This window comes from Pseudomonas oryzihabitans NBRC 102199 (assembly GCF_000730625.1).
Lineage (GTDB): Bacteria > Pseudomonadota > Gammaproteobacteria > Pseudomonadales > Pseudomonadaceae > Chryseomonas > Chryseomonas oryzihabitans.
In genome coordinates this window covers 22,870-42,879 of sequence record NZ_BBIT01000005.1, presented here as the reverse complement: position 1 = coordinate 42,879, position 20,010 = coordinate 22,870, and the positions used below count along the sequence as shown (strand labels likewise).

General features: G+C 67.6%; 18 protein-coding genes. 8 read left to right on the top strand and 10 right to left on the bottom strand.

Annotated features, from left to right (window positions below):
• Positions 1-21: 21 nt before the first annotated feature.
• From POR01S_RS06480 to POR01S_RS06470, 3 genes are all read right to left on the bottom strand, one after another.
• Positions 22-1,455: an efflux transporter outer membrane subunit gene (locus POR01S_RS06480; RefSeq protein WP_042134653.1), complete on the bottom strand. Its 1,434-nt coding sequence runs from the start codon at positions 1,453-1,455 to the stop codon at positions 22-24.
• Positions 1,452-4,628, bottom strand: a complete 3,177-nt coding sequence (locus tag POR01S_RS06475) for an efflux RND transporter permease subunit (protein WP_027597403.1) — start codon at positions 4,626-4,628, stop codon at positions 1,452-1,454. Before POR01S_RS06475 ends, POR01S_RS06480 begins: the two co-directional genes overlap by 4 nt.
• A 129-nt stretch (positions 4,629-4,757) precedes the next feature.
• Positions 4,758-5,975, bottom strand: a complete 1,218-nt coding sequence (locus POR01S_RS06470; protein WP_042134650.1) for an efflux RND transporter periplasmic adaptor subunit — start codon at positions 5,973-5,975, stop codon at positions 4,758-4,760.
• A 282-nt stretch (positions 5,976-6,257) separates the two neighbouring features.
• Between POR01S_RS06470 and POR01S_RS23900 the strand changes: the two genes are divergently transcribed.
• Complete coding sequence (locus POR01S_RS23900) at positions 6,258-6,578, top strand: hypothetical protein (protein ID WP_042134649.1); 321 nt, start codon at positions 6,258-6,260, stop codon at positions 6,576-6,578.
• Here the strand turns inward: POR01S_RS23900 and POR01S_RS06460 are convergent.
• The gene (locus POR01S_RS06460; protein ID WP_027597405.1) at positions 6,575-7,495 is read right to left on the bottom strand and encodes a LysR family transcriptional regulator; all 921 of its coding nucleotides are present in this window, start codon (positions 7,493-7,495) and stop codon (positions 6,575-6,577) included. The genes POR01S_RS23900 and POR01S_RS06460 overlap by 4 nt on opposite strands.
• Positions 7,496-7,644: 149 nt before the next feature.
• Between POR01S_RS06460 and POR01S_RS06455 the strand changes: the two genes are divergently transcribed.
• Positions 7,645-8,661, top strand: a complete 1,017-nt coding sequence (locus POR01S_RS06455; RefSeq protein ID WP_027600644.1) for a zinc-dependent alcohol dehydrogenase family protein — start codon at positions 7,645-7,647, stop codon at positions 8,659-8,661.
• 68 nt (positions 8,662-8,729) lie between these two features.
• Here the strand turns inward: POR01S_RS06455 and POR01S_RS06450 are convergent, their stop codons facing one another.
• Both POR01S_RS06450 and POR01S_RS06445 read right to left on the bottom strand, forming a co-directional pair.
• Positions 8,730-9,791: an acyltransferase family protein gene (locus POR01S_RS06450; RefSeq protein ID WP_042134646.1), complete on the bottom strand. Its 1,062-nt coding sequence runs from the start codon at positions 9,789-9,791 to the stop codon at positions 8,730-8,732.
• A gap of 303 nt (positions 9,792-10,094) precedes the next feature.
• On the bottom strand, positions 10,095-10,391 hold the full coding sequence (locus POR01S_RS06445) for a YciI family protein (RefSeq protein ID WP_027600646.1): 297 nt from the start codon (positions 10,389-10,391) through the stop codon (positions 10,095-10,097).
• A gap of 196 nt (positions 10,392-10,587) precedes the next feature.
• Between POR01S_RS06445 and POR01S_RS06440 the strand changes: the two genes are divergently transcribed.
• Positions 10,588-11,544 (top strand): sulfonate ABC transporter substrate-binding protein, encoded by a 957-nt coding sequence (locus tag POR01S_RS06440; RefSeq protein WP_042134643.1) that lies wholly within the window; start codon positions 10,588-10,590, stop codon positions 11,542-11,544.
• Positions 11,545-11,549: 5 nt separating this feature from the next.
• Here POR01S_RS06440 and znuB read toward each other — a convergent pair whose 3' ends face one another.
• From znuB to POR01S_RS06425, 3 genes are read right to left on the bottom strand one after another with little or no spacing between them, the layout of a single operon-like run.
• Positions 11,550-12,335: a zinc ABC transporter permease subunit ZnuB gene (gene znuB / locus POR01S_RS06435; RefSeq protein WP_017642327.1), complete on the bottom strand. Its 786-nt coding sequence runs from the start codon at positions 12,333-12,335 to the stop codon at positions 11,550-11,552.
• Positions 12,328-13,098 carry a zinc ABC transporter ATP-binding protein ZnuC gene (znuC, locus tag POR01S_RS06430; protein ID WP_027597409.1) on the bottom strand — a complete coding sequence of 257 codons (771 nt, stop codon included), beginning with the start codon at positions 13,096-13,098 and terminating at the stop codon, positions 12,328-12,330. The genes znuB and znuC overlap by 8 nt, the downstream gene beginning before the upstream one ends.
• The gene (locus POR01S_RS06425; RefSeq protein WP_027597410.1) at positions 13,095-13,580 is read right to left on the bottom strand and encodes a Fur family transcriptional regulator; all 486 of its coding nucleotides are present in this window, start codon (positions 13,578-13,580) and stop codon (positions 13,095-13,097) included. The genes znuC and POR01S_RS06425 overlap by 4 nt, the downstream gene beginning before the upstream one ends.
• 65 nt (positions 13,581-13,645) lie before the next feature.
• Between POR01S_RS06425 and znuA the strand changes: the two genes are divergently transcribed.
• From znuA to POR01S_RS06405, 4 genes are all read left to right on the top strand, one after another.
• The gene (gene znuA / locus POR01S_RS06420; protein WP_042134640.1) at positions 13,646-14,632 is read left to right on the top strand and encodes a zinc ABC transporter substrate-binding protein ZnuA; all 987 of its coding nucleotides are present in this window, start codon (positions 13,646-13,648) and stop codon (positions 14,630-14,632) included.
• Positions 14,633-15,150: 518 nt separating this feature from the next.
• The gene (locus tag POR01S_RS06415) at positions 15,151-15,828 is read left to right on the top strand and encodes a response regulator transcription factor (protein ID WP_007159882.1); all 678 of its coding nucleotides are present in this window, start codon (positions 15,151-15,153) and stop codon (positions 15,826-15,828) included.
• The gene (locus tag POR01S_RS06410) at positions 15,825-17,219 is read left to right on the top strand and encodes an ATP-binding protein (protein ID WP_042134637.1); all 1,395 of its coding nucleotides are present in this window, start codon (positions 15,825-15,827) and stop codon (positions 17,217-17,219) included. The genes POR01S_RS06415 and POR01S_RS06410 overlap by 4 nt, the downstream gene beginning before the upstream one ends.
• 61 nt (positions 17,220-17,280) lie before the next feature.
• Complete coding sequence (locus tag POR01S_RS06405) at positions 17,281-17,733, top strand: thioesterase domain-containing protein (RefSeq protein WP_007159880.1); 453 nt, start codon at positions 17,281-17,283, stop codon at positions 17,731-17,733.
• 63 nt (positions 17,734-17,796) lie between these two features.
• Here POR01S_RS06405 and POR01S_RS06400 read toward each other — a convergent pair whose 3' ends face one another.
• Entirely contained in the window at positions 17,797-19,500 is a 1,704-nt protein-coding gene (locus tag POR01S_RS06400; RefSeq protein ID WP_027597412.1) for a peptidoglycan D,D-transpeptidase FtsI family protein, read from the bottom strand.
• 129 nt (positions 19,501-19,629) lie between these two features.
• Here POR01S_RS06400 and POR01S_RS06395 point away from each other — a divergent pair, with 129 nt between their 5' ends.
• On the top strand, positions 19,630-19,944 hold the full coding sequence (locus POR01S_RS06395) for a YkgJ family cysteine cluster protein (RefSeq protein ID WP_027597413.1): 315 nt from the start codon (positions 19,630-19,632) through the stop codon (positions 19,942-19,944).
• Positions 19,945-20,010: the final 66 nt, after the last annotated feature.

Below are 20,010 nucleotides of genomic sequence, written 5' to 3'. Positions count from 1 at the left end.
GCCGGGGGGTAAGCGCCGGCGTCAGAGCGCCGGCGCGGGGGAAGCGTTGCCCTGGGCGAGACGCGCGGGTTGCACGTCCCAGCCGCCACCCAGGGCCTTGTAGAGGGCGACGATGCCGCGATAGAGCTCGATCTCGCCCTGGGCCTGCTGGTCCTCGGCGGCCAGGCGTTCGCGCTGGGCGTCGAGCAGCACCAGGAAGTCGGTGCCCCCTTCGCGGTAGCGGATCTCGGCCTGGTCGGCGGCGGCGCGGCTGGCCACCGACTGGCGGATCAGCGCCTGCAGGCGCTCCTGGCGACGGCCGTAGTCGCTGAAGGCGTTGGCGCTCTCTTCCAGGGCGGTCAGCACCTGCTGCTCGTAGTTGGCCAGGGCTTCTTCGGAGCCGGCGCGGGCGCCGCGCAAGCGGGCGCGGACGCTGCCCAGGTCGAAGGCCGGCCAGGTGATGCTCGGGCCGAGTCCCCAGGCACGGGCGGCGCTGCTGCCGATCTGCGAACCGCGCCCGGCGGTGAAGCCGAGAAAGCCCGAGAGGCTGACCCGCGGGAAGAGATCGGCGGTGGCCACGCCCACGTCGGCGGTGGCGGCGGCCAGCCGGCGTTCGGCGGCGGCCACGTCCGGCCGGCGGCGCAGCAATTCGCCGGGATCGCCGATGGGCAGGCGCTTGGCGATGGCCGGCAGGGCCTTGGGTGAGAGATCCACGCTGAGGGCATCCGGGCGCTGGCCGAGCAGGGTGGCGATGCGATTGCGCGCGCGCGTGGCCTGGGCCTGGAATTCCGGCAGGCTGGCTTCGGTGGCCGCCAGCCGCGCTTCGCTGCGCTGCACGTCCAGGTCACTGCCCATGCCTTCGTCCCTCAGGGTCACGGTCAGGCGGCGCGCTTCGCGCTGGTTGCCGAGGTTGTCGCGGGCGATGCGTTCGCGCAGCTGGGCGCCGCGCAGATCGCCATAGGCATCCACCAGCTCGGCGATCAGGCTGACCTGCAGCGCGGCGAGATCCGACGCCGCGGCCTCGGCGCGGGCATCGCTGGCTTCCAGGGCATGGCGGACCCGACCGAACAGGTCCAGCTCCCAGGCCATGTCCAGACCCAGGTCGTAGCGGTCGCTGTTGACCCGTTCCTCGGTGAAACCGGGTTGCTGGGCCTTGCCGAGCTGGCTGCTGGCACGGCTGGTGATCGTCGGATAGAGGTCGTTGGCGTCGTCGTCGCGCAGGGCGCGGGCGGCGCGCAGCCGGGCGAAGGCGGCGCGCAATTCGCGGTTGCCGTCCAGGCTGCTGGCCACCAGGGCGTTGAGGGTCGGGTCCTCGAACTGGCGCCACCAGAGCGCCTCGAAGCGGCCCTGGTCGTAGGCGCTGGGCTGCTGGCTGGCCTTGAGCTGGACGGGTGCCTGCTCAGGCGCCTGGTAGTGCGGGCCGACGGCGCAGGCGGAGACCGCCAGCGCCAGCAGCAGGGGAGCGAAAGCCTTCATGCCTGGGCCTCCTGGGCAACGGCGGAGCGAGCCTGGCGACGCTCCACGAAGGCGCGTACCAGCACATAGAAGAGCGGCGTGAGCAGCAGACCGAAGAAGGTCACCCCGAGCATCCCGGAAAACACCGCGACGCCCATGGCGTGGCGCATCTCGGCGCCGGCGCCGGTGGAGGTCACCAGGGGTACCACACCCATGATGAAGGCGAAGCTGGTCATCAGGATGGGCCGCAGGCGCAGGCGGCAGGCCTCCAGCACCGCGGCGACGCGGTCCTTGCCGGTGGCCTGCTGGTCCTTGGCGAACTCGACGATGAGGATGGCGTTCTTGCACGCCAGGCCCACCAGCACGATCAGGCCGATCTGGGTGAAGATGTTGTTGTCGCTGCCGGCCAGGATCACCCCGGTGATGGCCGAGAGCAGGGTCATGGGCACGATCAGGATCACCGCCAGCGGCAGGCTCCAGCTCTCGTACTGGGCGGCCAGCACCAGGAAGGCCAGCAGCACGCAGAGCGGGAACACCAGCAGGGCGGTATTGCCGGAGAGGATCTGCTGGTAGGTCAGCTCGGTCCATTCGAAGGTCATGCCGTTGGGCAATTCCTGCTTGAGCAGCCCCTCGATGGCCGCCTGGGCCTGGCCGGAGCTGTAGCCCGGCGCCGGCGCGCCGTTGATCTCGGCGGTGAGGAAGCCGTTGTAGTGCATCACCCGGTCGGGACCGGCGGTGTCGCTGACCTTGACGAAGGTGGACAGGGGCACCATCTCGCCGCGGTCGTTGCGCACCTTGAGCTGGCCGATCTGCTCGGGTTCCAGGCGGAAGCGCTGGTCGGCCTGGACGTTGACCTGGAAGGTACGGCCGAAGCGGTTGAAGTCGTTGGCGTAGACCGAGCCCAGGTAGGCCTGCAGGGTGTCGAAGATGGCGTCGATGGGCACCCCGTGGGTCTTGGCCTTCTCGCGGTCGATGTGGGCATCGATCTGCGGCACGTTGACCTGGTAGCTGGTGAACAGCGACTCCGGCGCCAGTTCCGGCAGCTGCCGGGCTTTGGCCAGCACGCTCTGGGTCTGGGCGTAGAGTTCTTCGTAACCCAGGTTGCCGCGGTCCTCCACCTGCAGGCGGAAGCCGCCGATGCTGCCCAGTCCCTGCACCGGCGGCGGCGGGAAGATGGCGATGATGGATTCCTGGATGGCGGCGAATTCGCCGTTCAGCTGGGCGGCGATGGCACCGGCGGACAACGAGGGATCACGGCGCTCCTCGAAGGGCTTCAGGGTCACGAAGACGATGCCGCTGTTGGGGCTGTTGGTGAAGCCGTTGATGGACAGGCCGGGGAAGGCCACGGTGCTTTCCACGCCCGGATGCTTGAGGGCGATGGCCGACATGCGGCGGATGACCTCTTCGCTGCGATCCAGGGTGGCGGCATCGGGCAACTGGGCGAAGGCCACCAGGTACTGCTTGTCCTGGGGCGGCACGAAGCCGGTCGGCGTCTTCACCAGGCCCAGGCCGGTCAGGCCGAGCAGCACCACATAGAGCACCAGCACGATGGAGCCGCCGCGCAGTACCCGGCGCACGGCGCCGACGTAGCCGTGGCTGGCTTTCTCGAAGAAGCGGTTGAAGGGGGCGAACAGCCAGCCGCCGAACAGCCGGTCGAGCAGTCGCGAGAAACGGTCCTTGGGTGCGTCGTGACCCTTGAGCAGCACCGCGGCCAGGGCCGGCGACAGGGTCAGGGAATTGAAGGCCGAGATCACCGTGGAGATGGCGATGGTCAGGGCGAACTGGCGATAGAACTGCCCGGTGAGACCGGAGATGAAGGCGGTCGGCACGAACACCGCGCAGAGCACCAGGGCGGTGGCGATGATGGGCCCGGTCACCTCGCCCATGGCACGGCGGGTGGCGGCCACCGGATCGAGGCCGAGGCCGATGTTGCGCTCGACGTTTTCCACCACCACGATGGCGTCGTCCACCACGATGCCGATGGCCAGCACCAGGCCGAACAAGGACAGCGCATTGAGCGAGAAGCCGAAGGCGTGCATCACCGCGAAGGTGCCGATCAGCGACACCGGCACCGCCGCCAAGGGAATGATGGAGGCGCGCCAGGTCTGCAGGAACAGGATCACCACCAGCACCACCAGGATGATGGCTTCGAACAGGGTGTGCACCACGGCTTCGATGGAGCCGCGTACGAAGATGGTCGGGTCGTAGACGATCTCGTAGTCCATGCCCTGGGGGAAGCTCTGCTTGAGCTCGGCCATCTTGGCGCGCACCTGGTTGGACAGGTCGATGGCGTTGCTGCCGGGGCGCTGGAAGATCGGGATGGCCACCGCCGGCTGGTTGTTCAGCAGGGACCTCAAGGCGTACTGGTTGGACCCCAGTTCGATGCGGGCGATGTCGCGCAGCCGGGTGATCTGGCCGTCGCTGCCGGCGCGCACGATGATGTTGGCGAATTCTTCCTCGTCCACCAGGCGGCCCTGGGTGTTGATGGCCAGCTGGAAGCTGGTGCTGCCCGGGGCCGGCGGCGCGCCGAGGGCACCGGCGGCGACCTGGCGATTCTGCTCGCGGATGGCGGTGACCACGTCGCTGGCGGTCAGGCCGCGCGAGGCCACCTTGTCCGGATCGAGCCAGACGCGCAGGGAATAGTCGCCCATGCCGAACAGCTGGACGTCGCCCACGCCGTCCAGCCGCGCCAGCTCGTCCTTGACGTTGATCAGGGCGTAGTTGGACAGATAGAGCATGTCGTAGCGCTGATCCGGCGAGGTCAGGTGCACCACCATCGCCAGGTCCGGCGAAGCCTTGTCGGCGGTCACGCCGAGGCGCTGCACCTCTTCCGGCAGCTTGGGCAGGGTGCGGGTGACGCGATTCTGCACCTGCACCTGGGCGGTATCCAGATTGGTCCCCAGGGCGAAGGTGATGGTCAGGGTCAGCTTGCCGTCGGCGGTGGACTGGGACGACAGGTAGAGCATGTGCTCCACGCCGTTCATGGCCTGCTCCAGGGGCGCGGCGACGGTCTCGCCGATCACCTTGGGGTTGGCGCCGGGGAAGGTGGCGCGCACCACCACGGTGGGCGGGACGACCTCGGGGTATTCGCTGATCGGCAACTGGAACAGCGAGATGGCCCCGCCGATCAGGATGATCAGCGAGAGCACGGCGGCGAAGATCGGCCGGCGGATGAAGAACTGGGAGAAGTTCATCGGAAATGTCCTGGCAAGGAGGCGTACAGAACGCAGCCACACGGGGTCGCTCCCGCCTCCCGGTGGAGGCAGGAGCGACCTCTGAGGTCGCGTTGTCGATCGGATCTGGGAAGCGGGATACGGCGTCGGTTAGCGACTACCCACCTTGAGCGGCTGGGTGGGCGCCGGCAGGCTGGCGAGGACGGCGTCGCGCTGGCGCTTGAGGGCGGCCAGAGTGGTGGCATCGGCCATGGGCACCGACTGGGCGTCGACGGTCATGCCCGGACGCACCCGCTGCAGGCCATTGACCACGATGCGATCGCCGGCTTCCAGGCCCTTGCGCACGATGCGCAGGCCTTCCAGGCGCGGACCCAGGTCGACGTTGCGATAGGCCGTCTTGCTCTGGCCGTCCACCACCAGCACGAATTTCTTGCCCAGGTCGGTGCCCACGGCGGCGTCCTGGATCAGGGTGCCTTCGTAGGTGCCGCTGCCCACCAGCCGTAGCCGGGCATAGAGCCCCGGGGTGAAGCGGCCGTCGGCGTTGTCGAACACGGCGCGACCGTGGATGGTGCCGGTGCGCGGATCGAGCTGGTTGTCCATGAAGTCCATGTGGCCTTCGTGGGAGAAGTCGTCTTCGTTGGACAGCGCCAGGTAGACCGGGCTGGCCGCGCCGCGCTGACCCTGGCGGGCGAGGGCCTGCTGCTTGAGGAAGACGCGCTCGTCGGCGTCGAAATAGGCATAGACCTTGTCGGTGGAGACCAGGGTGGTGAGGCGGGTGTCTCCGGCGTTGACCAGGTTGCCGGCGGTGACCTCGGCACGGCCGACACGCCCGTCGATGGCGGCGCGGACCTCGGTGAAGCCCAGATTCAGGCGCGCGGCGTCCAGTTGCGCCTGGGCGGCAGCGACGCTGGCCTTGGCTTCCTGGGCGGCGCTGCGGCGGGCCTCGACGATTTCCGCGGAGATGGCGTTGCTGCTGCGCAGGCGTTCGCCACGGGCGGCTTCGTCGGCGGTGCGACTGGCGTTGGCGCGGGCCTGTTGCAGCTCGGCTTCGAGGCGCTTGACCTCGGCCTGGAAGGGGCGCGGATCGATCTGCAGCAGCAGGTCGCCGCGCTTGACCCGGGCACCCTCGTGGAAGAGCACGCGGTCGACATAGCCGGAGACGCGGGGACGCACCACCACGGACTCGGGCGCTTCCAGGCGGCCGGTCACCTCGTCCCATTCCACCACCGGCTGGCGCAGCACCTCGGCGGCGCTCACCTTGGGCGCAGGCGGTGCCGCGCTGGCCTGGGGATGGGAATCGCCGCAGGCGGCAAGGAACAGCGTGGAGGTCAGGGCCAGGGGGCCGAGGGTTTTCGCGAAGAGATCCATGTTCGAGTCCGCCCGAGGTGGAAAGAGGTCAGGGAGGCGAGTCTGCCGCCGGGCAGGGACGGCGACGAATTGAAGGGCTCGAACTTATTTATCGATGACGGTGATGGTTTTGCTGTAGGTATCGCTGGCGGTGATGGCGCTGAGCGTAGAGCGGCGATCTAGAGCCCTTCAGCTCGGCGTCCGCCCTGGGCTAGAGTGGCTGGCTGCAGACCCTGTCCTTGCCCAAGCGCGCCGCGGTGGTCGCCAGGCTCCGGTCGAGACCCCCGCTGCAGGAGGATGACGATGTCGCTATCCCGCCACACCTTGGTACTGATCACCGCGCTGCTGGCCAGCGCGGCAACGGTCGCCCAGCCGTTCTTGCCGACGCCTGTGCCCGCCCATTCCGAATACCTGCTCCTGGCCGGCAACGGAGGAGCCGGCGGTGCGGGTGGCGCAGGCGGTAGCGGCGCGCTACCGGGCAAGGGCGGCAGCGGGGGCCAGGGCGGTGCCGCCGGACCTGGCGGCGTTCCCGGCGCCAAGGGTGCGGACGGTACCGAGGGCGCCGTCATCCCTGAGCGTCGGACGCCTCGCGGCGATCAGGAGCCCGACACGGGCAAGCGTTAAAGACTGTCCGGATCGCCAATGAACATCTGGATGCGCGACCTCAGCCAGCGCTCGCCGGGGTCGTGATCCTGGGCGCCGCTCCAGGCCATGGGCAATTCATGGCTGCCGTCGCGCAGCTCTTCTGGCGGGTCTTCGTACCTCAGGCCACCGGTGCTGGCCAGCAGGCGCGCGGTGTAGTCCGGCACCATCACCAGCAGATCGGTTTCCGCCAGCAGCGACCCCAGGCCGTTGAACTGGGGTACCGCCAGCACCACCCGGCGCTGGCGGCCGAGCTTGTCGAGGAGTTCGTCGATATAGCCGGTGAGATCGCCGGCATAGGACACCAGGGCATGGGGCCGCGCGCAGTATTCGTCCAGGGTCAGGCGACCGGGTTTGCTGTCTGCGCGCAGCACCTTGAAGCCGAAGCGGCGCACCGGTCGGCGCTTGGCGTTGGCCGGCAGCTCCTCGGTATAGCCCACCGCCACGGTGATCTCGCCGGAGGCCAGCATGCCGGCGGCGGTCAGGTAGTTCATCCGGCGCACCACCAGGGTGGTGCCCGGCGCCTCGATGCGGATGCGCCTGAGCAGCGGTGGCAGCAGGGCGAATTCGACGTCGTCGGAGAGGCCGACGCGAAAGACCCGGTCGGCGCTGGCCGGCTCGAAACTCTGGGTCCGGCTCACCGCGCTGGAGATCTGGTCCAGTGCCGGCGACAGCAGGGCGGCGATCTCCTGGGCCCGCGGCGTGGGCTCCATGCTGCGCCCGGTGCGGACGAACAGCGGATCGTCGAACAGGGTGCGCAGCCGTGCCAGGGCCGCGCTGATCGCCGGCTGGCCGAGAAACAGCTTTTCCGCGGCACGGGTGACGCTGCGCTCGAGCATCAGGGTCTCGAACACGATGAGCAGGTTGAGGTCGACGCGACGCAGATCGGTACGGTTCATTCGGGCCCCGGCAGGGAGTGGATCGATACCCCCGATGTCCATTATCGATGGGGATGCATAGAATCCTAAGGGAAGGCTGGTTAGAGTCCTAGTCATAGCAGTCCGCCTCGGCACACGTCCCGGGGTTGGCATCAACGCGAGGTAATGCCATGTCCCGCCTGATCCAGTTCACCGAATTCGGCCCGCCGGAGGTGCTCGCCTGCATCGACCGGCCCACGCCCATGGCGGGGCCAGGCGAGGTGCTGGTGCGGGTCCAGGCCATTGGCGTGAGCTGGTACGACGTGCTCTGGCGGCAGAATCTGGCCCCCGAGCAGGCCGTGCCGCCGGCCGGTCTCGGCTGCGAGCTGGCCGGCGTGGTCACCGCCCTGGGCGAAGGCGTGGCCGACCTGGCGGTGGGCGATCGCGTGGCCAGCTTCCTGGGTCACGACATCAATCGCTATCCGGCCTATGGCGATGACCTGGTCTATCCGGCCACCTCGCTGGTGCGCTACCCGGACGTGCTCACCCCGGTGGAAGCCGCGGTGCACTACAACCCGCTGCTCACCGTCTATACCGCGCTGATGCACCAGGCTCGCCTGCAACCGGGCGAATGGGTGCTGATCACCGATGCCAGTCGCTGCTGCGGTCCAGCCTCCATCCAGCTGGCCAAGGCCCTGGGTGCTCGGGTCATCGCCAGCACCCATGACGCCGGCGACCGTGACTACCTGCGCGAACTGGGCGCGGAAAGGGTCATCGCCGCCGAGGAAGAGGATCTGGTCAGCCGCATCGCCAGCATCACCGACGGTGTCGGCGTGCACGTGGCCCTGGATGCTCTGGGCGGTCCGCAACTGGCGCTGCTCGGCGAGGCCATGGCGCCCCGCGGGCGGCTGTTGCTCTACGGCCTCAATGGCGGCAACCAGACCCCGCTGCCGGCCTGCGCGGCCTTCAAGAAGAAATTCAAGCTGTACATCCACTGCGTCCAGGACTTCACCGGCCAGCCGGAGATGGGTCTGGAGGCGGATTGCGCCGCGGTGCGCGAGGCCCTGCAGCACATCGACCAGCTGACCCGCGATCGCCTGCTCAAGGCGCAGATCAAGCAGGTCTTTCCCTTCGAGCAATTCGTCGAGGCCCACCGCTGCATGGAGCAGTGCCCCACCCGGGGTCGGGTCGTGCTCAGCGTCGACTGATCCGCCAGATAATGAAAAACCCACGCCAAGGCGTGGGTTTTTTATGGCGGGTCGTCCGAGCCGGGCGCCTAGGCGGTGGCTTTCTTCTGCAGCGGCGGCGTGGCCCGGTTGACCCGGGTCTTGGCGCCAAAGAAGGCCACGCTGAGGAAGTGCAGCGGACTGATCCGTTCCAGCACCAGCTTGAGCGCCACCGGCAGGAACAGGCCCATGACCATGCTGACGGTAAAGACCACCCAGACGTCGTGAACCTGCAGCTTGTTCAGCACGATGCGGGCACCGGCGGTGCCGAAGACGTGGAACAGGTAGATCTCGAAGGAGAAATAACCCAGCCAGGCCAGCGGCTTGAAGTAGAAGCGGCGGGCGATCAGCAGGCTGATGGCGGCCAGGCCCAGGGCGGTGCCGACCACGGCCATGTCGGTCTCGTCGAGATCCACCAGTTCGAACAGATACGCCTGGTCGATGATCACCAGGATCGCCAGGGCCACGGCCATGGTGGTGACGTTGCGCTGGGTGATGAGTTGCGCGCCGAAGCGGTAGAGACCTAAGCCCAGGAGGAAGAAGGGGAACAGCTGCACCGCCTTGTAGAGGCTGAACAGGTCCGGGAAGCTCTCCCAGGCGAAGGACGCCGCCAGGGCCACGGCGAACACCAGGCCGAAGTTGCGCAAGGTCAGCAGCAGGCCGGCCTTCTCCAGCAGGGCGATCACCACGAAGATGCAGAAGATCGACTGCAGGAACCAGAAGTGCGCATAGCTGAAGAAGTAAATGCTGAAGATGTCGGTCAGCTGCGGCTTGTAGTTGGTGTTGGGCACGGCCATCTGCAGGGCGAAGAACAGCGTCGACACCACCAGCAGGGGAATCCCGATGCGTTTGAACTTGCCCTGGTAGAAGCGCGACAGGTCGCTGCCGGTATTCACCGGGCGCAAGGCATAGACGTAGCCGGAGATGGCGGTGAACAGCGGCATCCGGACATAGACGAGAGAGTCGTAGAGATAGCGCAGCACGGAGTCGTCGGGCACCTTCATGCCCAGGGTCGACGAACTGCCGATGACATGGCCCGCTACCATCAGAAACAGCGCCAGTCCGCGAATCGTCTCGATGCGCAGATCCTTTTCAGGCGTGGTCTTGGTCATGCTGAGTCCTCTGTACTAGCTAAGCGAGACAGCGTTTCCACAGGAGTGGGAAAGGATGTCGGCGCATCAGATCATCTGAGCCCGGTGAGCTTAGGCTAGTTCGTTAGCTTCCTTGCGGTAGCGCCGGGAAAACTCGGGCTTTTCTTGCGCTGCATCACTTTTCTGTGAAGCGATTCCTAGAAGTGTGAACTTGCAACGGCTGCGAACGGCGTTGATTAAGGTGGCATTTTGCCAGGTTTAAGGGATTCTTAAGCCAATTCGCGGTAGGGCGGAGGCGGCCGGTCAGGCCGCCCTGGAGAGCACCTAGACGAACGCCTTGCCGTCCAGAATCGCCTTTCGCCAGCGGGTGATGCGCACCTCGCCCGGCAGTCCGGCACTGGTGAAGGGATCGCGGGCGATGAAGGCTTCGGCTTCGGCTCGGGTTTCCACATCGACGATGTAGACGCTGCCGGTGGCGGTCTCGCCGTCGTCGCTGAGCTTGGCGCCGCAGGCCAGCAGCGCGGCGGCGTTCTCGCGCAGGAAGTCCAGGTGGGCCGGGCGATGCTGCTGGCGCAGGGCCAGGCTGTCCGGCTTGTCGAAGGTCTCGATCAGAAAAGGCATGGCAGGCTCCGATAGGGTCGGCGACCCCGGTGGTCGCCGCTGGCGCAGGGTGGCGCGATCCTGGGGCCAGCGTCAATCGGACCTTGGCTGGCCCTCGCTGCCTGGCCGGGCATAGCCTTAGCAGAGAAATGTATTAAACATTCGGGTCTAGATAGGCCAGGCTGACCTTTCCAAATGGAATATAAGGAAGGTCGCCATGTTTCGCTCCTCTCTTCGACGCTGGCTGGCGCGGGGCGCCGTTCTGTTGCTGGCGCTCGGGATGCTCGCCCCGGTCCAGGCCGCCGACCAGGCGCTGCGCATCGGCTATCAGAAAGGCGGAGGTCTGCTGGCCGTGCTCAAGGCCCAGGGTACCCTGGAGCAGGCCCTGGGCGCCCAGGGCTACCAGGTGAGCTGGCGCGAATTCCAGGCCGGGCCGCAACTGCTGGAGGCGCTCAATGCCGGCAGCATCGACGTCGGCTATACCGGCTCGCCACCGCCGATCTTCGCCCAGGCGGCCGGGATCGACCTGGTCTACCTGGGCGCCGAACCGGCCAGCGAGGCGGTGGAGGCCATCCTGGTGCCAACCGCCTCGCCGATCCGCGACGTCGCCGGCCTCAGGGGCAGGAAGGTGGCGGTGCAGAAGGGATCGAGCGCCAACTTCCTGCTGGTCGCCGCCCTGGAAAAAGCCGGGCTGAGCTTCAAGGACATCCAGCCGGTGTATCTGCCGCCCGCGGATGCCCGCGCCGCCTTCGTCAATGGGTCGGTGGACGCCTGGGTGGTCTGGGACCCCTATCTTGCGGCCATCCAGCAGAGCCAGCCGGTGCGCGTGCTCGCCGACTACAAAGGACTGCTGCACGCCAACAGCTTCTATGAGGGCTCCCGCCGCTTCGCCGACGCCCATCCCGAGGCGATCCGCCTGCTGCTGGCGGAACTGGCCAAGGCTGGTGCCTGGGCCAATACCCACAAGCCGGAGGTGACACGCATCCTGGCCGAGCAGATCGGACTGCCGGAAGCGGTGATCGCCACCTGGCAGGCGCGTACCGGTTATGGTGCGACGGCGCTGACGCCGGCGATCATCGCCACCCAGCAGCAGACCGCCGACATCTTCAAGGGCCAGGGGCTGATCCCCCGGGCGGTGGACGTCAGCCAGGCGGTCTGGCAGGCGCCGCGCTAGAGCGCCTAGGCGCGGCGGGGCAGCAGATAGCCCAGCAGGAACATCCCGGCGGCGGCCACCACCACCGAGGGGCCGGCCGGGGTGTCCTGGTACCAGGACAGCGTCAGCCCCAGGCACACCGCGGCCATGCCCAGCAGGCTGGCGCCACAGGCCATCTGCTCGGGGCTGCGGGCGTGACGCTGGGCGGTGGCGGCGGGAATGATCAGCAGCGAGGTGATCAGCAGCACCCCGACGATCTTCATGGCCACGGCGATGACGATGGCCACCAGCAGCATCAGCGCCAGGCGGATCCAGGTCACCGGCAGGCCTTCGACCTGGGCCAGTTCCTCGTGCACGGTGATGGCCAGCAGCGGCCGCCACAGGCAGGCCAGGGCGACCAGCACCAGGGCGCTGCCGCCAAGGATCCAGCGCAGATCGCCGGGACCCACCGCCAGCAGATCGCCGAACAGGTAGCTCATCAGGTCGATGCGCACCTCGTGCATGAACGACAGCGCCACCAGCCCCAGTGACAGGGTGCTGTGGGCGAGGATGCCGAGCAGGGTGTCGGCGGCCAGCCCCCGACGACGCTGCAGCACCACCAGCACCACGGCGAGGGCCAGGCAGCCGACGGTGACGGTCAGGGTCGGGCTGACATCCAGCAAGAAGCCCACGGCGACTCCGAGCAGGGCGGCATGGGACAGGGTATCGCCGAAATAGGCCATGCGCCGCCAGACCACGAAGGAGCCGAGGGGACCGGCGACGAGGGCGAGGGCGAGACCGGCGAGCAGGGCATACAGCAGAAAATCAGCCATGCTTGCAGTGGGCTCCATGGACATGCGGGGTCTTGACCACGCCGCCATGCAGGTCGTGGGCGTGATCGTGGTGGTGGTGATAGACCGCCAGGTTGCGCGCGCTCTGGCCGAACAGCGCCTGATAGGCTGGATCGCCGCTGACCTGCTCGGGATGGCCCGAGCAGCAGATGTGCCGATTCAGGCAGATCACCTGGTCGGTGGCGCCCATCACCAGGTGCAGGTCGTGGGACACCATCAGCACGCCGCAGCCATGGCGCTCGCGCAACTGGCCGATCAGCCGGTACAGCTCGCTCTGGCCATTGATGTCGACGCCTTGCACGGGTTCGTCGAGCACCAGCAGCTCGGGCTGACGGAGCAGGGCGCGGGCCAGCAGCACCCGCTGCAACTCGCCGCCGGAAATACTCTGCAGAGGGCTGTCGATGACGCCTTCGGCGCCCACTTCGCCGAGGGCGGCCAGGGCACTGGCGCGATTCACGCCCGGCACCAGGCGCAGGAAGCGCAGCACCGACAGCGGCAGGGTGGCATCCACCTGCAGCTTCTGCGGCATGTAGCCGATGCGCAGCCGCGGGCGACGCCAGACGCTGCCGCGATCGGGCGTCAGCAGCCCGAGCACGCTGCGCACCAGGGTGGTCTTGCCGGCGCCATTGGGGCCGATGAGGGTGACGATGCGGCCGGGATCCAGGGTCAGGCTGACCTGCTCGAGCACCGGCTGGCCGGCAAAGGTCACGCCGACCTCCTGCAGCCGGATCAGCGCCTCGCTCATGCCTGCTTCCGGCAGGCGGCGCACTGACCGACCACTTCCACGGTCTGGCCTTCGACCTGGAAGCCCACGGCGCTGGCGCCGTCGAGGATCGCCTGGTGCACGGCCGGCTGTTCCAGCTCGATGCTCACCTGGCAGCTGCGGCAGATCAGGAACTGGCCCTGGTGGGCCTCGCCGGGATGGTTGCAACCGACGAAGGCGTTGAGGGAGGCGATGCGGTGCACCAGGCCGTTCTCGACCAGGAAATCCAGCGCCCGGTAGACGGTGGGCGGGGCAGCGCGGCGGCCGTCCTGCTCGCTGAGCACGGCCAGGATGTCGTAGGCGCCGAGCGGCTTGTGGCTTTGCCAGACCAGCTCCAGCACCCGCTTGCGCAGCTCGGTGAGGCGCACGCCGGCGCGGCTGCAGAGGGCGTCGGCCTCGGCCAGCGCGTGGGCGACGCAGCGCGAATGATCGTGGGGCCGAAAGGCCAGGGGGGCGTCGGTCATGAAACAGTACCTTGGGAGCCAGGACGTTATTATATTGCACCTCTCTTAAGAATCGGGATTTTCACGTGCCGCGCCTCCTACCCCTCGTCGCCTCCCTGCTGCTCGCCTGCACCCTGCTGCCCGCCCAGGCCGAGGTGAAGGTGCTCACCAGCATCAAACCCCTGCAACTGATCGCCGCCGCCATCCAGGACGGCGCCGGCCAGCCCGCCGTGCTGCTGCCGCCGGGTGCCTCGCCGCACCACTACGCCCTGCGGCCCTCGGACCTGCGCCAGGTGCGCGAGGCCCGGCTGGTCTACTGGATCGGCCCGGATCTGGAGGCCTTCCTGCCGGCGGTGCTCAAGGAGCGCCAGGGCCCCAGCCTGGCCGTCCAGGAGCTGCCTGGCTTGCACCTGCGCCGCTTCGGTGCCGAGCATGCGGACGCCCATGACGACGATCACGGCGACGAGCACGAGCACGAGCACGAGCACGAGCACGGCGAGGAGCAGGGCGGCGAGCCCGAATACGCCCACGACCACGATCATCGTCCGGGCAGCCTGGATGCCCACCTCTGGCTGAGCCCGGCCAACGCCCGGGTGATCGCCGCCCGCGTGGCCGCCGACCTGAGCCAGGCCGATCCGGCCAACGCCAGTCGCTATGCGAGCAACCTCAAGGCCTTCGAAAGCGGACTGGCCGCCAAGGACCAGGCCCTGCGCACCCAGCTGGCGCCGCTGGCCGGCAAGCCCTATTTCGTCTTCCACGAAGCCTTCGACTACTTCGAGGAAGCCTATGGCCTGAGCCATCGCGGCGTCTTCGCCCTGGGCGCCGACGTCCAGCCCGGCGCCCGCCACGTGGCCGCCATGCGCGACGAACTCAAGGCCGCCGGGCCGACCTGCGTCTTCACCGAGCCGCCGCTGCAGCCAAAGATCGCCACTACCCTGAGCAGCGGCCTGCCGGTGACCCTGGTGGAACTCGATCCCCTCGGCGCCCGCATCCCGGCCAACGCCGGCAGCTATGCCCAGCTGCTGCAGAACGTGGCCGACACCCTGGGCGGGTGCCTGGGCAAGCTGCCCTGAGGCCTCGTCCGGCGGCGGATCGGCCGAGGCCACCGTCCGTCGCTCTCGGGCCACTTCGCGGCCGTTCAGCTAGCGTTCAGGACGAGTTCAGGCAGCGTTCAGGGCCATTGGCCTAATCTGCAACTGTCAGATCAGCAACGCCGAGGTCGCCCGGATATGTTCACCCTAGCGCAGCTCCCGCTACGGCAGATCGTCCGGACACTTCGACCCGACCTGGCGATGTTCATCCTTGTAACTCCACTACAGGGTCACCAAGTCAGCTCTGGTCCCCTGTAGCCGTCTCGCGACGGAGCCGTCCCCCAACGGCAGTTTCCGATCCCCATGAAGTGCTCCTTACCTCTCCAACTGGAGAGGTTTTTTTTGCCCGGAACAAAGTCAGTGATCCCAGCCATTCCCTTCCCGCTCTCGCCGCCGGCCGGCTCCAGGCGCCATAATCGGCACCAGGGCGCCGCTGCGCGAAGCACGCGACAGGCGCAGTCGCGGCCAGAGAACGTCTCGTTAGCTGTTCAGGAGTCTGCATGAAGATCCTCGTCGTCGAAGACGAAAACCTGCTGCGCCACCACCTCAAGGTGCGTCTGGGTGAAGCCGGTCATGTCGTCAATGCCGTGGCCGATGCGGAAGAAGCGCTCTACAGCGCCCGCGAATTCCATCACGATCTCGCCATCATCGACCTGGGCCTGCCCGGCATGAGCGGTCTCGATCTGATCCGCCAGCTGCGCAACCAGGGCGCTACCCTGCCGATCCTCATCCTCACCGCCCGCGGCAGCTGGCAGGACAAGGTCGAGGGGCTCGGCGCCGGGGCGGACGACTATGTGGTCAAGCCTTTCCAGTTCGAAGAGCTGGAGGCGCGTCTCAACGTGCTGTTGCGCCGTTCGGCGGGTTTCGTCCAGCCGAGCATCCGCGCCGGTTCGCTCAAGCTCGACCTGGGCCGCCAGCAGGCCTTCAACGAAGAGCAGCCGCTGCAGCTGACCGCCTACGAATACCGCCTGCTGGAATACCTGATGCGCAACCACCAGCAGGTGATCACCAAGGAGCGGCTCATGGAGCAGCTCTACGACGATGACGGCGAGCACGACAGCAACGTCATCGAGGTGCTGGTGGGCCGCCTGCGGCGCAAGCTGGAGGCCAGCTGCCAGATGCAACCCATCGAAACGGTCCGGGGCCGCGGCTACCTGTTCACCGAGCGCTGCCAGTGATCCGTTCCTTTCGCGTGCGGCTGCTGCTCAGCGCGGCCCTGCTGGTCAGCGTCTGCCTGGCGCTGATCGTGCCGGCGATCCGCAACGCCTTCGACCGCACGGTGGAAAACTTCGTCGCCGCGCGGCTGGAGGCCAACGCCAACACCCTGATCGGTGCGGCGCGCGCCATCGACGGCCGGCTGGCGATGCCGGAGATGATCGCCGAAGAGGTTTTCGACCGACCCGGCTCGCCGATCCTCGGCTATGTCTACGACCAGAACGGCCGCCTGCTCTGGCGCTCGCGCTCGGCGATCAAGGAGCGGCCCAACTACAAGCCGACCTTCGACGGCGGCGGGGTCAAGCTGGTCAAGGCCACCGACGACCAGGGGCAGGGCTTCTTCGTCTTCGATCGCGAGGTGCTGCTGGGCAATCCGCCGGTGGCGGGCTTCAGCGTGGTCACCATGCAGCCGGCCGAGGAATACGAGCGGCTGCGCGCCACCTTCCTGCATCAGGTGATCCTCTGGCTGGTGGGGGTGCTGGGCGCCCTGCTGCTGCTGCTGGCGCTGGTCATGCAGTGGAGCCTGCGTCCGCTGCGCCGCCTCAGCCAGCAACTCGATGCGGTGGAGACCGATCAGCGCGAGCTGCTCGACGAAAACAACGTGCCCAGCGAGATCAGCCGGCTGATCCGCTCGCTCAACCGCCTGCTCGATCATGAACGGCTGCAGCGCGAGCGCTATCGCGATACCCTCGGCGATCTCGCCCACAGCCTCAAGACGCCGCTGGCGGTGCTGCAGGGAGTGACCGAGGAATTGCGCCGCCGGCCGCAGCTGGACCAGGAGGTCGGCACCCTGCAGACCCAGATCGAGCGCATGAACCAGCAGGTGATGTACCAGCTGCAGCGGGCCACGCGCCAGGGCGGCGCGGTGCTCAGCCGGCCGCTGGAACTGGCGCCGCTGCTGGAGTCGCTGTTCAGCACCCTGGACAAGGTCTATGCCGAGAAACGCGTCCAGGCGGACATGGACCTGCCGCCGAATCTGCGGGTGCAGGCCGAGGAAGCCGCCATGCTGGAGGTGTTCGGCAACCTGCTGGAAAACGCCTATCGGCTCTGCCTGACCCAGGTGCGGGTCAGTGCCCGCCGGCACACCGAGCACTGGATCCTCGACATCGAGGACGACGGCCCGGGGATTCCCGCCGAGCGCCGCGAGAGCGTGCTGCGCCGCGGCATGCGCATGGACAGCCGGCACCCCGGGCAGGGCATCGGCCTGGCCGTGGTGCAGGACATCCTCGAAGGCTATCGCAGCAGCCTGACCATCGACGAATCGAGTCTGGGCGGCGCCCGCTTCCGCTTCCGCCTGCCAGCGGCCATTTCCCCGGAGCGGCCTTCCTTGGTGCACAATGGCGCCAGGACGTGACCCATGGGTCATGGCTTGCGTCTGCTCCTGATAGTGAAATTCTGTCTGTAAGGACCCCGGCATGAGCCGCGACTGCCGTCATCTCGAATCCCTGTTGCACCACGATATTCCCATCACCAAGGCCCTGGGCCTGGAAGTCCGCGACTGGAGCGAGCAGCGCCTGCAGCTGCATGCCCCGCTGGACGCCAACATCAACCACGCCAGCACCATGTTCGGCGGCAGCCTCTATTGCGTGGCCGTGCTGGCCGGCTGGGGCTGGCTGTACCTGCGCCTGCGCGAAGCCGGCATCGAGGAAGGCCATATCCTCATCCAGGAAGGCCAGATCAGCTATCCGCGACCCATCACCACCGATGCCCTTGCCTATGGCGAGCCGCCCGAGGCGCGCGCCTGGGAACGCTTCGAGACCACCTTCCGCCGCCGCGGTCGTGCGCGTATCACCCTGCAGTCGCGCATCGTCAGCGAGAGTGGCGAGGACGGGGTGCGCTTTACCGGTCAGTACGTGCTGCACCGCTGAGAGCGGACGCGGCATAGAAAAAGGGCGACCCTGGGGTCGCCCTTTTTCGTTTCCGTCAGCCGCTCAACCGTGGGAATGCGGTTCGGTCTTGGCCTGCTGGGCGGTATTGGTGTCGGGCAGGTTGTCCGGCGGCACGGCCAGGGCGCGCAGGGCGCCGGACATGATCTCGCTGAAGGTCGGCGCCGAGACCAGGCCACCGAAGTAGCCTTCCTTGGTCGGGGTATCCAGCATCACCGCCAGCACCAGCTTGGGATCGGCCGCCGGCGCCATGCCGACGAACAGCGAGCGATAGGCGTGCTCGGTGTAGCTGCCGGAGCCGGCCTTGCGCGCGGTCCCCGACTTGCCAGCCACGTGATAGCCGGGCACCCGGGCGCGGATCACGCCGCCTTCGTCTTCCACCACGTGGTTGAGCATGGCGCGCAGGCGCCGGGCGATGGTTGGGTCCATGGCCTGGACGCTCTGCTGCTTCTGGTCCTTAAGCAGGGTCAGGGGGGTCAGCAGGCCGTCGTTGGCGATCACCGAATAGGCCTGGGCCAATTCGGCGACGTTGACCGCCAGGCTGTAGCCAAAGGACATACTGGCCGTGGCGATCTGCGACCACTTGGTGTGGCCGGGCAGGTAGCCGGCGTTCTCGCCGGGAAAGCCCAGCGCCATGGGATTGCCGAAACCGACCCGGCTGAGCTGTTCGTAGATGGGCAGCGGGCCGATCTGCAGGGCCACCTTGCTCATGCCGATGTTGGACGAGTTGAGCAGCACCCCGGTCATGGTCAGCACGCCGCGCTTGGCCACGTCGTGGATGGTGTGACCGTCGATGGTCATCCAGCCCGGCGCTACGTCCACGGTGCTGTTCTCGTTGAACTTGCCCGAGGCCAGGGCCACCGACATGCTGAACGGCTTGATCACCGAGCCGGGCTCGAAGGCGTCGGTCAGGGTGCGGTTGCGCATGTTGGGGATCTGCAGGGTGGCGCGGTTGTTGGGGTTGTAGGAGGGGAAGTTGGTCATCGCCAGGATCTGGCCGGTCTTGGGATTGACCAGCACGGCCGACCCGGACTGGGCGCCGAACTTCTCCACCGCCGTCTGCAGGGCGCGATAGGCGATGAACTGCAGGCGCAGGTCGATGGACAGGGCCACGTCCTTGCTCGGTTGCGGCTGGCGCACCACGCGGATGTTCTTGACCACCGAGCCGCGCGGATTGATCAGTACCTCGCGCACCCCGCCGCGACCGGCCAGCCAGTCTTCGAAGCCCAGTTCCAGGCCCTCCTGGCCATGGCCGTCGATGTTGACCATGCCGATCACCTGGGCCACCAGGTCGGAGCTGGGGTAGTAGCGCTTGTACTCCTTGATCTGGCGCACCCCGGGCACGCCGAGGGCCATGATGTTCTCGCCGTCGATGGGCGACAGGGCCCGCGCCAGGTAGAGGAAGTGCTTTTCCGGATGGCCGAGGATCAGGTTGCGCAGTTCGGCTTCCGGTTTGTGGATGGCCTGGGCCAGGCGCCCCAGCTGGTCGGCGCTGTCCTGCATCTCGGACGGATTGCACCAGATGGTCACCACCTCGGTGGAAACCGCCAGGGGCGCGCCGTTGCGGTCGGTGATCATGCCGCGGGTCACCGGAATGGCGATGTGGCGCACCGAGCGGCGATCGCCCTGGTCACCCAGGAAGGCGGCATCGAACAGCTTGAGGTAGGTGATGCGGCCGGCGACCACGCAGGTCAGCAGGACCAGCACGACGACCACGACATAGAAGCGATAGCGGGGTGCGGCCGTCATGGCGGCTCCTGCGCGAGAAGAGGGCTTGGGCATGGTCACAACTGGTTACAACCGTCAGGGACGCGCATGGTAACTGCTCCAGCCATCGGCCGGAAACCGCTGGGCGGTCGGGGGCGGTACACTGCGCACATGAGCGACATCCCCCTGCACGATCTTTCCACCCCAACCGTGACCTGCGAGAGCTGTCAGGCCTGGTGCTGCCGCCAGGAAGTCCTGCTGTTCGACGACGCCGGCGTGCCCGCCCGCTACATCGAGGAAGACTGGACCGGTACCCGCATGAAGCGCCTCGACGACGGCTGGTGCGCCGCCCTGGATCGCGAGCAGATGAATTGCAGCATCTACGAGGTGCGGCCCTGGGTCTGCCGGATCTTCGACATGGCCGGCCCGGAATGTCTGGAGGAGCGGGAGGATATGAAAAGGGCGATGGAGAGCGGTGATTTCTGAGCGACTCGCCTGAAAGGCTCGGCCGCCGGGAAGTCTTATCGCGGCCATGGGCCGCTCCTACAGGAG

Bases quoted from the DNA above. Each gene is read 5' to 3' on its own strand.
- POR01S_RS06455 (WP_027600644.1), top strand. From the start codon at position 7,645: ATGTCCCGCCTGATCCAGTTCACCGAATTCGGCCCGCCGGAGGTGCTC.
- POR01S_RS06460 (WP_027597405.1), bottom strand. From the start codon at position 7,495: ATGAACCGTACCGATCTGCGTCGCGTCGACCTCAACCTGCTCATCGTG.
- POR01S_RS06415 (WP_007159882.1), top strand. From the start codon at position 15,151: ATGAAGATCCTCGTCGTCGAAGACGAAAACCTGCTGCGCCACCACCTC.
- POR01S_RS06425 (WP_027597410.1), bottom strand. From the start codon at position 13,580: ATGACCGACGCCCCCCTGGCCTTTCGGCCCCACGATCATTCGCGCTGC.
- POR01S_RS06440 (WP_042134643.1), top strand. From the start codon at position 10,588: ATGTTTCGCTCCTCTCTTCGACGCTGGCTGGCGCGGGGCGCCGTTCTG.
- POR01S_RS06480 (WP_042134653.1), bottom strand. From the start codon at position 1,455: ATGAAGGCTTTCGCTCCCCTGCTGCTGGCGCTGGCGGTCTCCGCCTGC.
- POR01S_RS23900 (WP_042134649.1), top strand. From the start codon at position 6,258: ATGTCGCTATCCCGCCACACCTTGGTACTGATCACCGCGCTGCTGGCC.
- POR01S_RS06405 (WP_007159880.1), top strand. From the start codon at position 17,281: ATGAGCCGCGACTGCCGTCATCTCGAATCCCTGTTGCACCACGATATT.
- POR01S_RS06400 (WP_027597412.1), bottom strand. From the start codon at position 19,500: ATGACGGCCGCACCCCGCTATCGCTTCTATGTCGTGGTCGTCGTGCTG.
- POR01S_RS06470 (WP_042134650.1), bottom strand. From the start codon at position 5,975: ATGGATCTCTTCGCGAAAACCCTCGGCCCCCTGGCCCTGACCTCCACG.
- POR01S_RS06475 (WP_027597403.1), bottom strand. From the start codon at position 4,628: ATGAACTTCTCCCAGTTCTTCATCCGCCGGCCGATCTTCGCCGCCGTG.
- POR01S_RS06395 (WP_027597413.1), top strand. From the start codon at position 19,630: ATGAGCGACATCCCCCTGCACGATCTTTCCACCCCAACCGTGACCTGC.
- POR01S_RS06445 (WP_027600646.1), bottom strand. From the start codon at position 10,391: ATGCCTTTTCTGATCGAGACCTTCGACAAGCCGGACAGCCTGGCCCTG.
- POR01S_RS06450 (WP_042134646.1), bottom strand. From the start codon at position 9,791: ATGACCAAGACCACGCCTGAAAAGGATCTGCGCATCGAGACGATTCGC.
- znuB (WP_017642327.1), bottom strand. From the start codon at position 12,335: ATGGCTGATTTTCTGCTGTATGCCCTGCTCGCCGGTCTCGCCCTCGCC.
- znuC (WP_027597409.1), bottom strand. From the start codon at position 13,098: ATGAGCGAGGCGCTGATCCGGCTGCAGGAGGTCGGCGTGACCTTTGCC.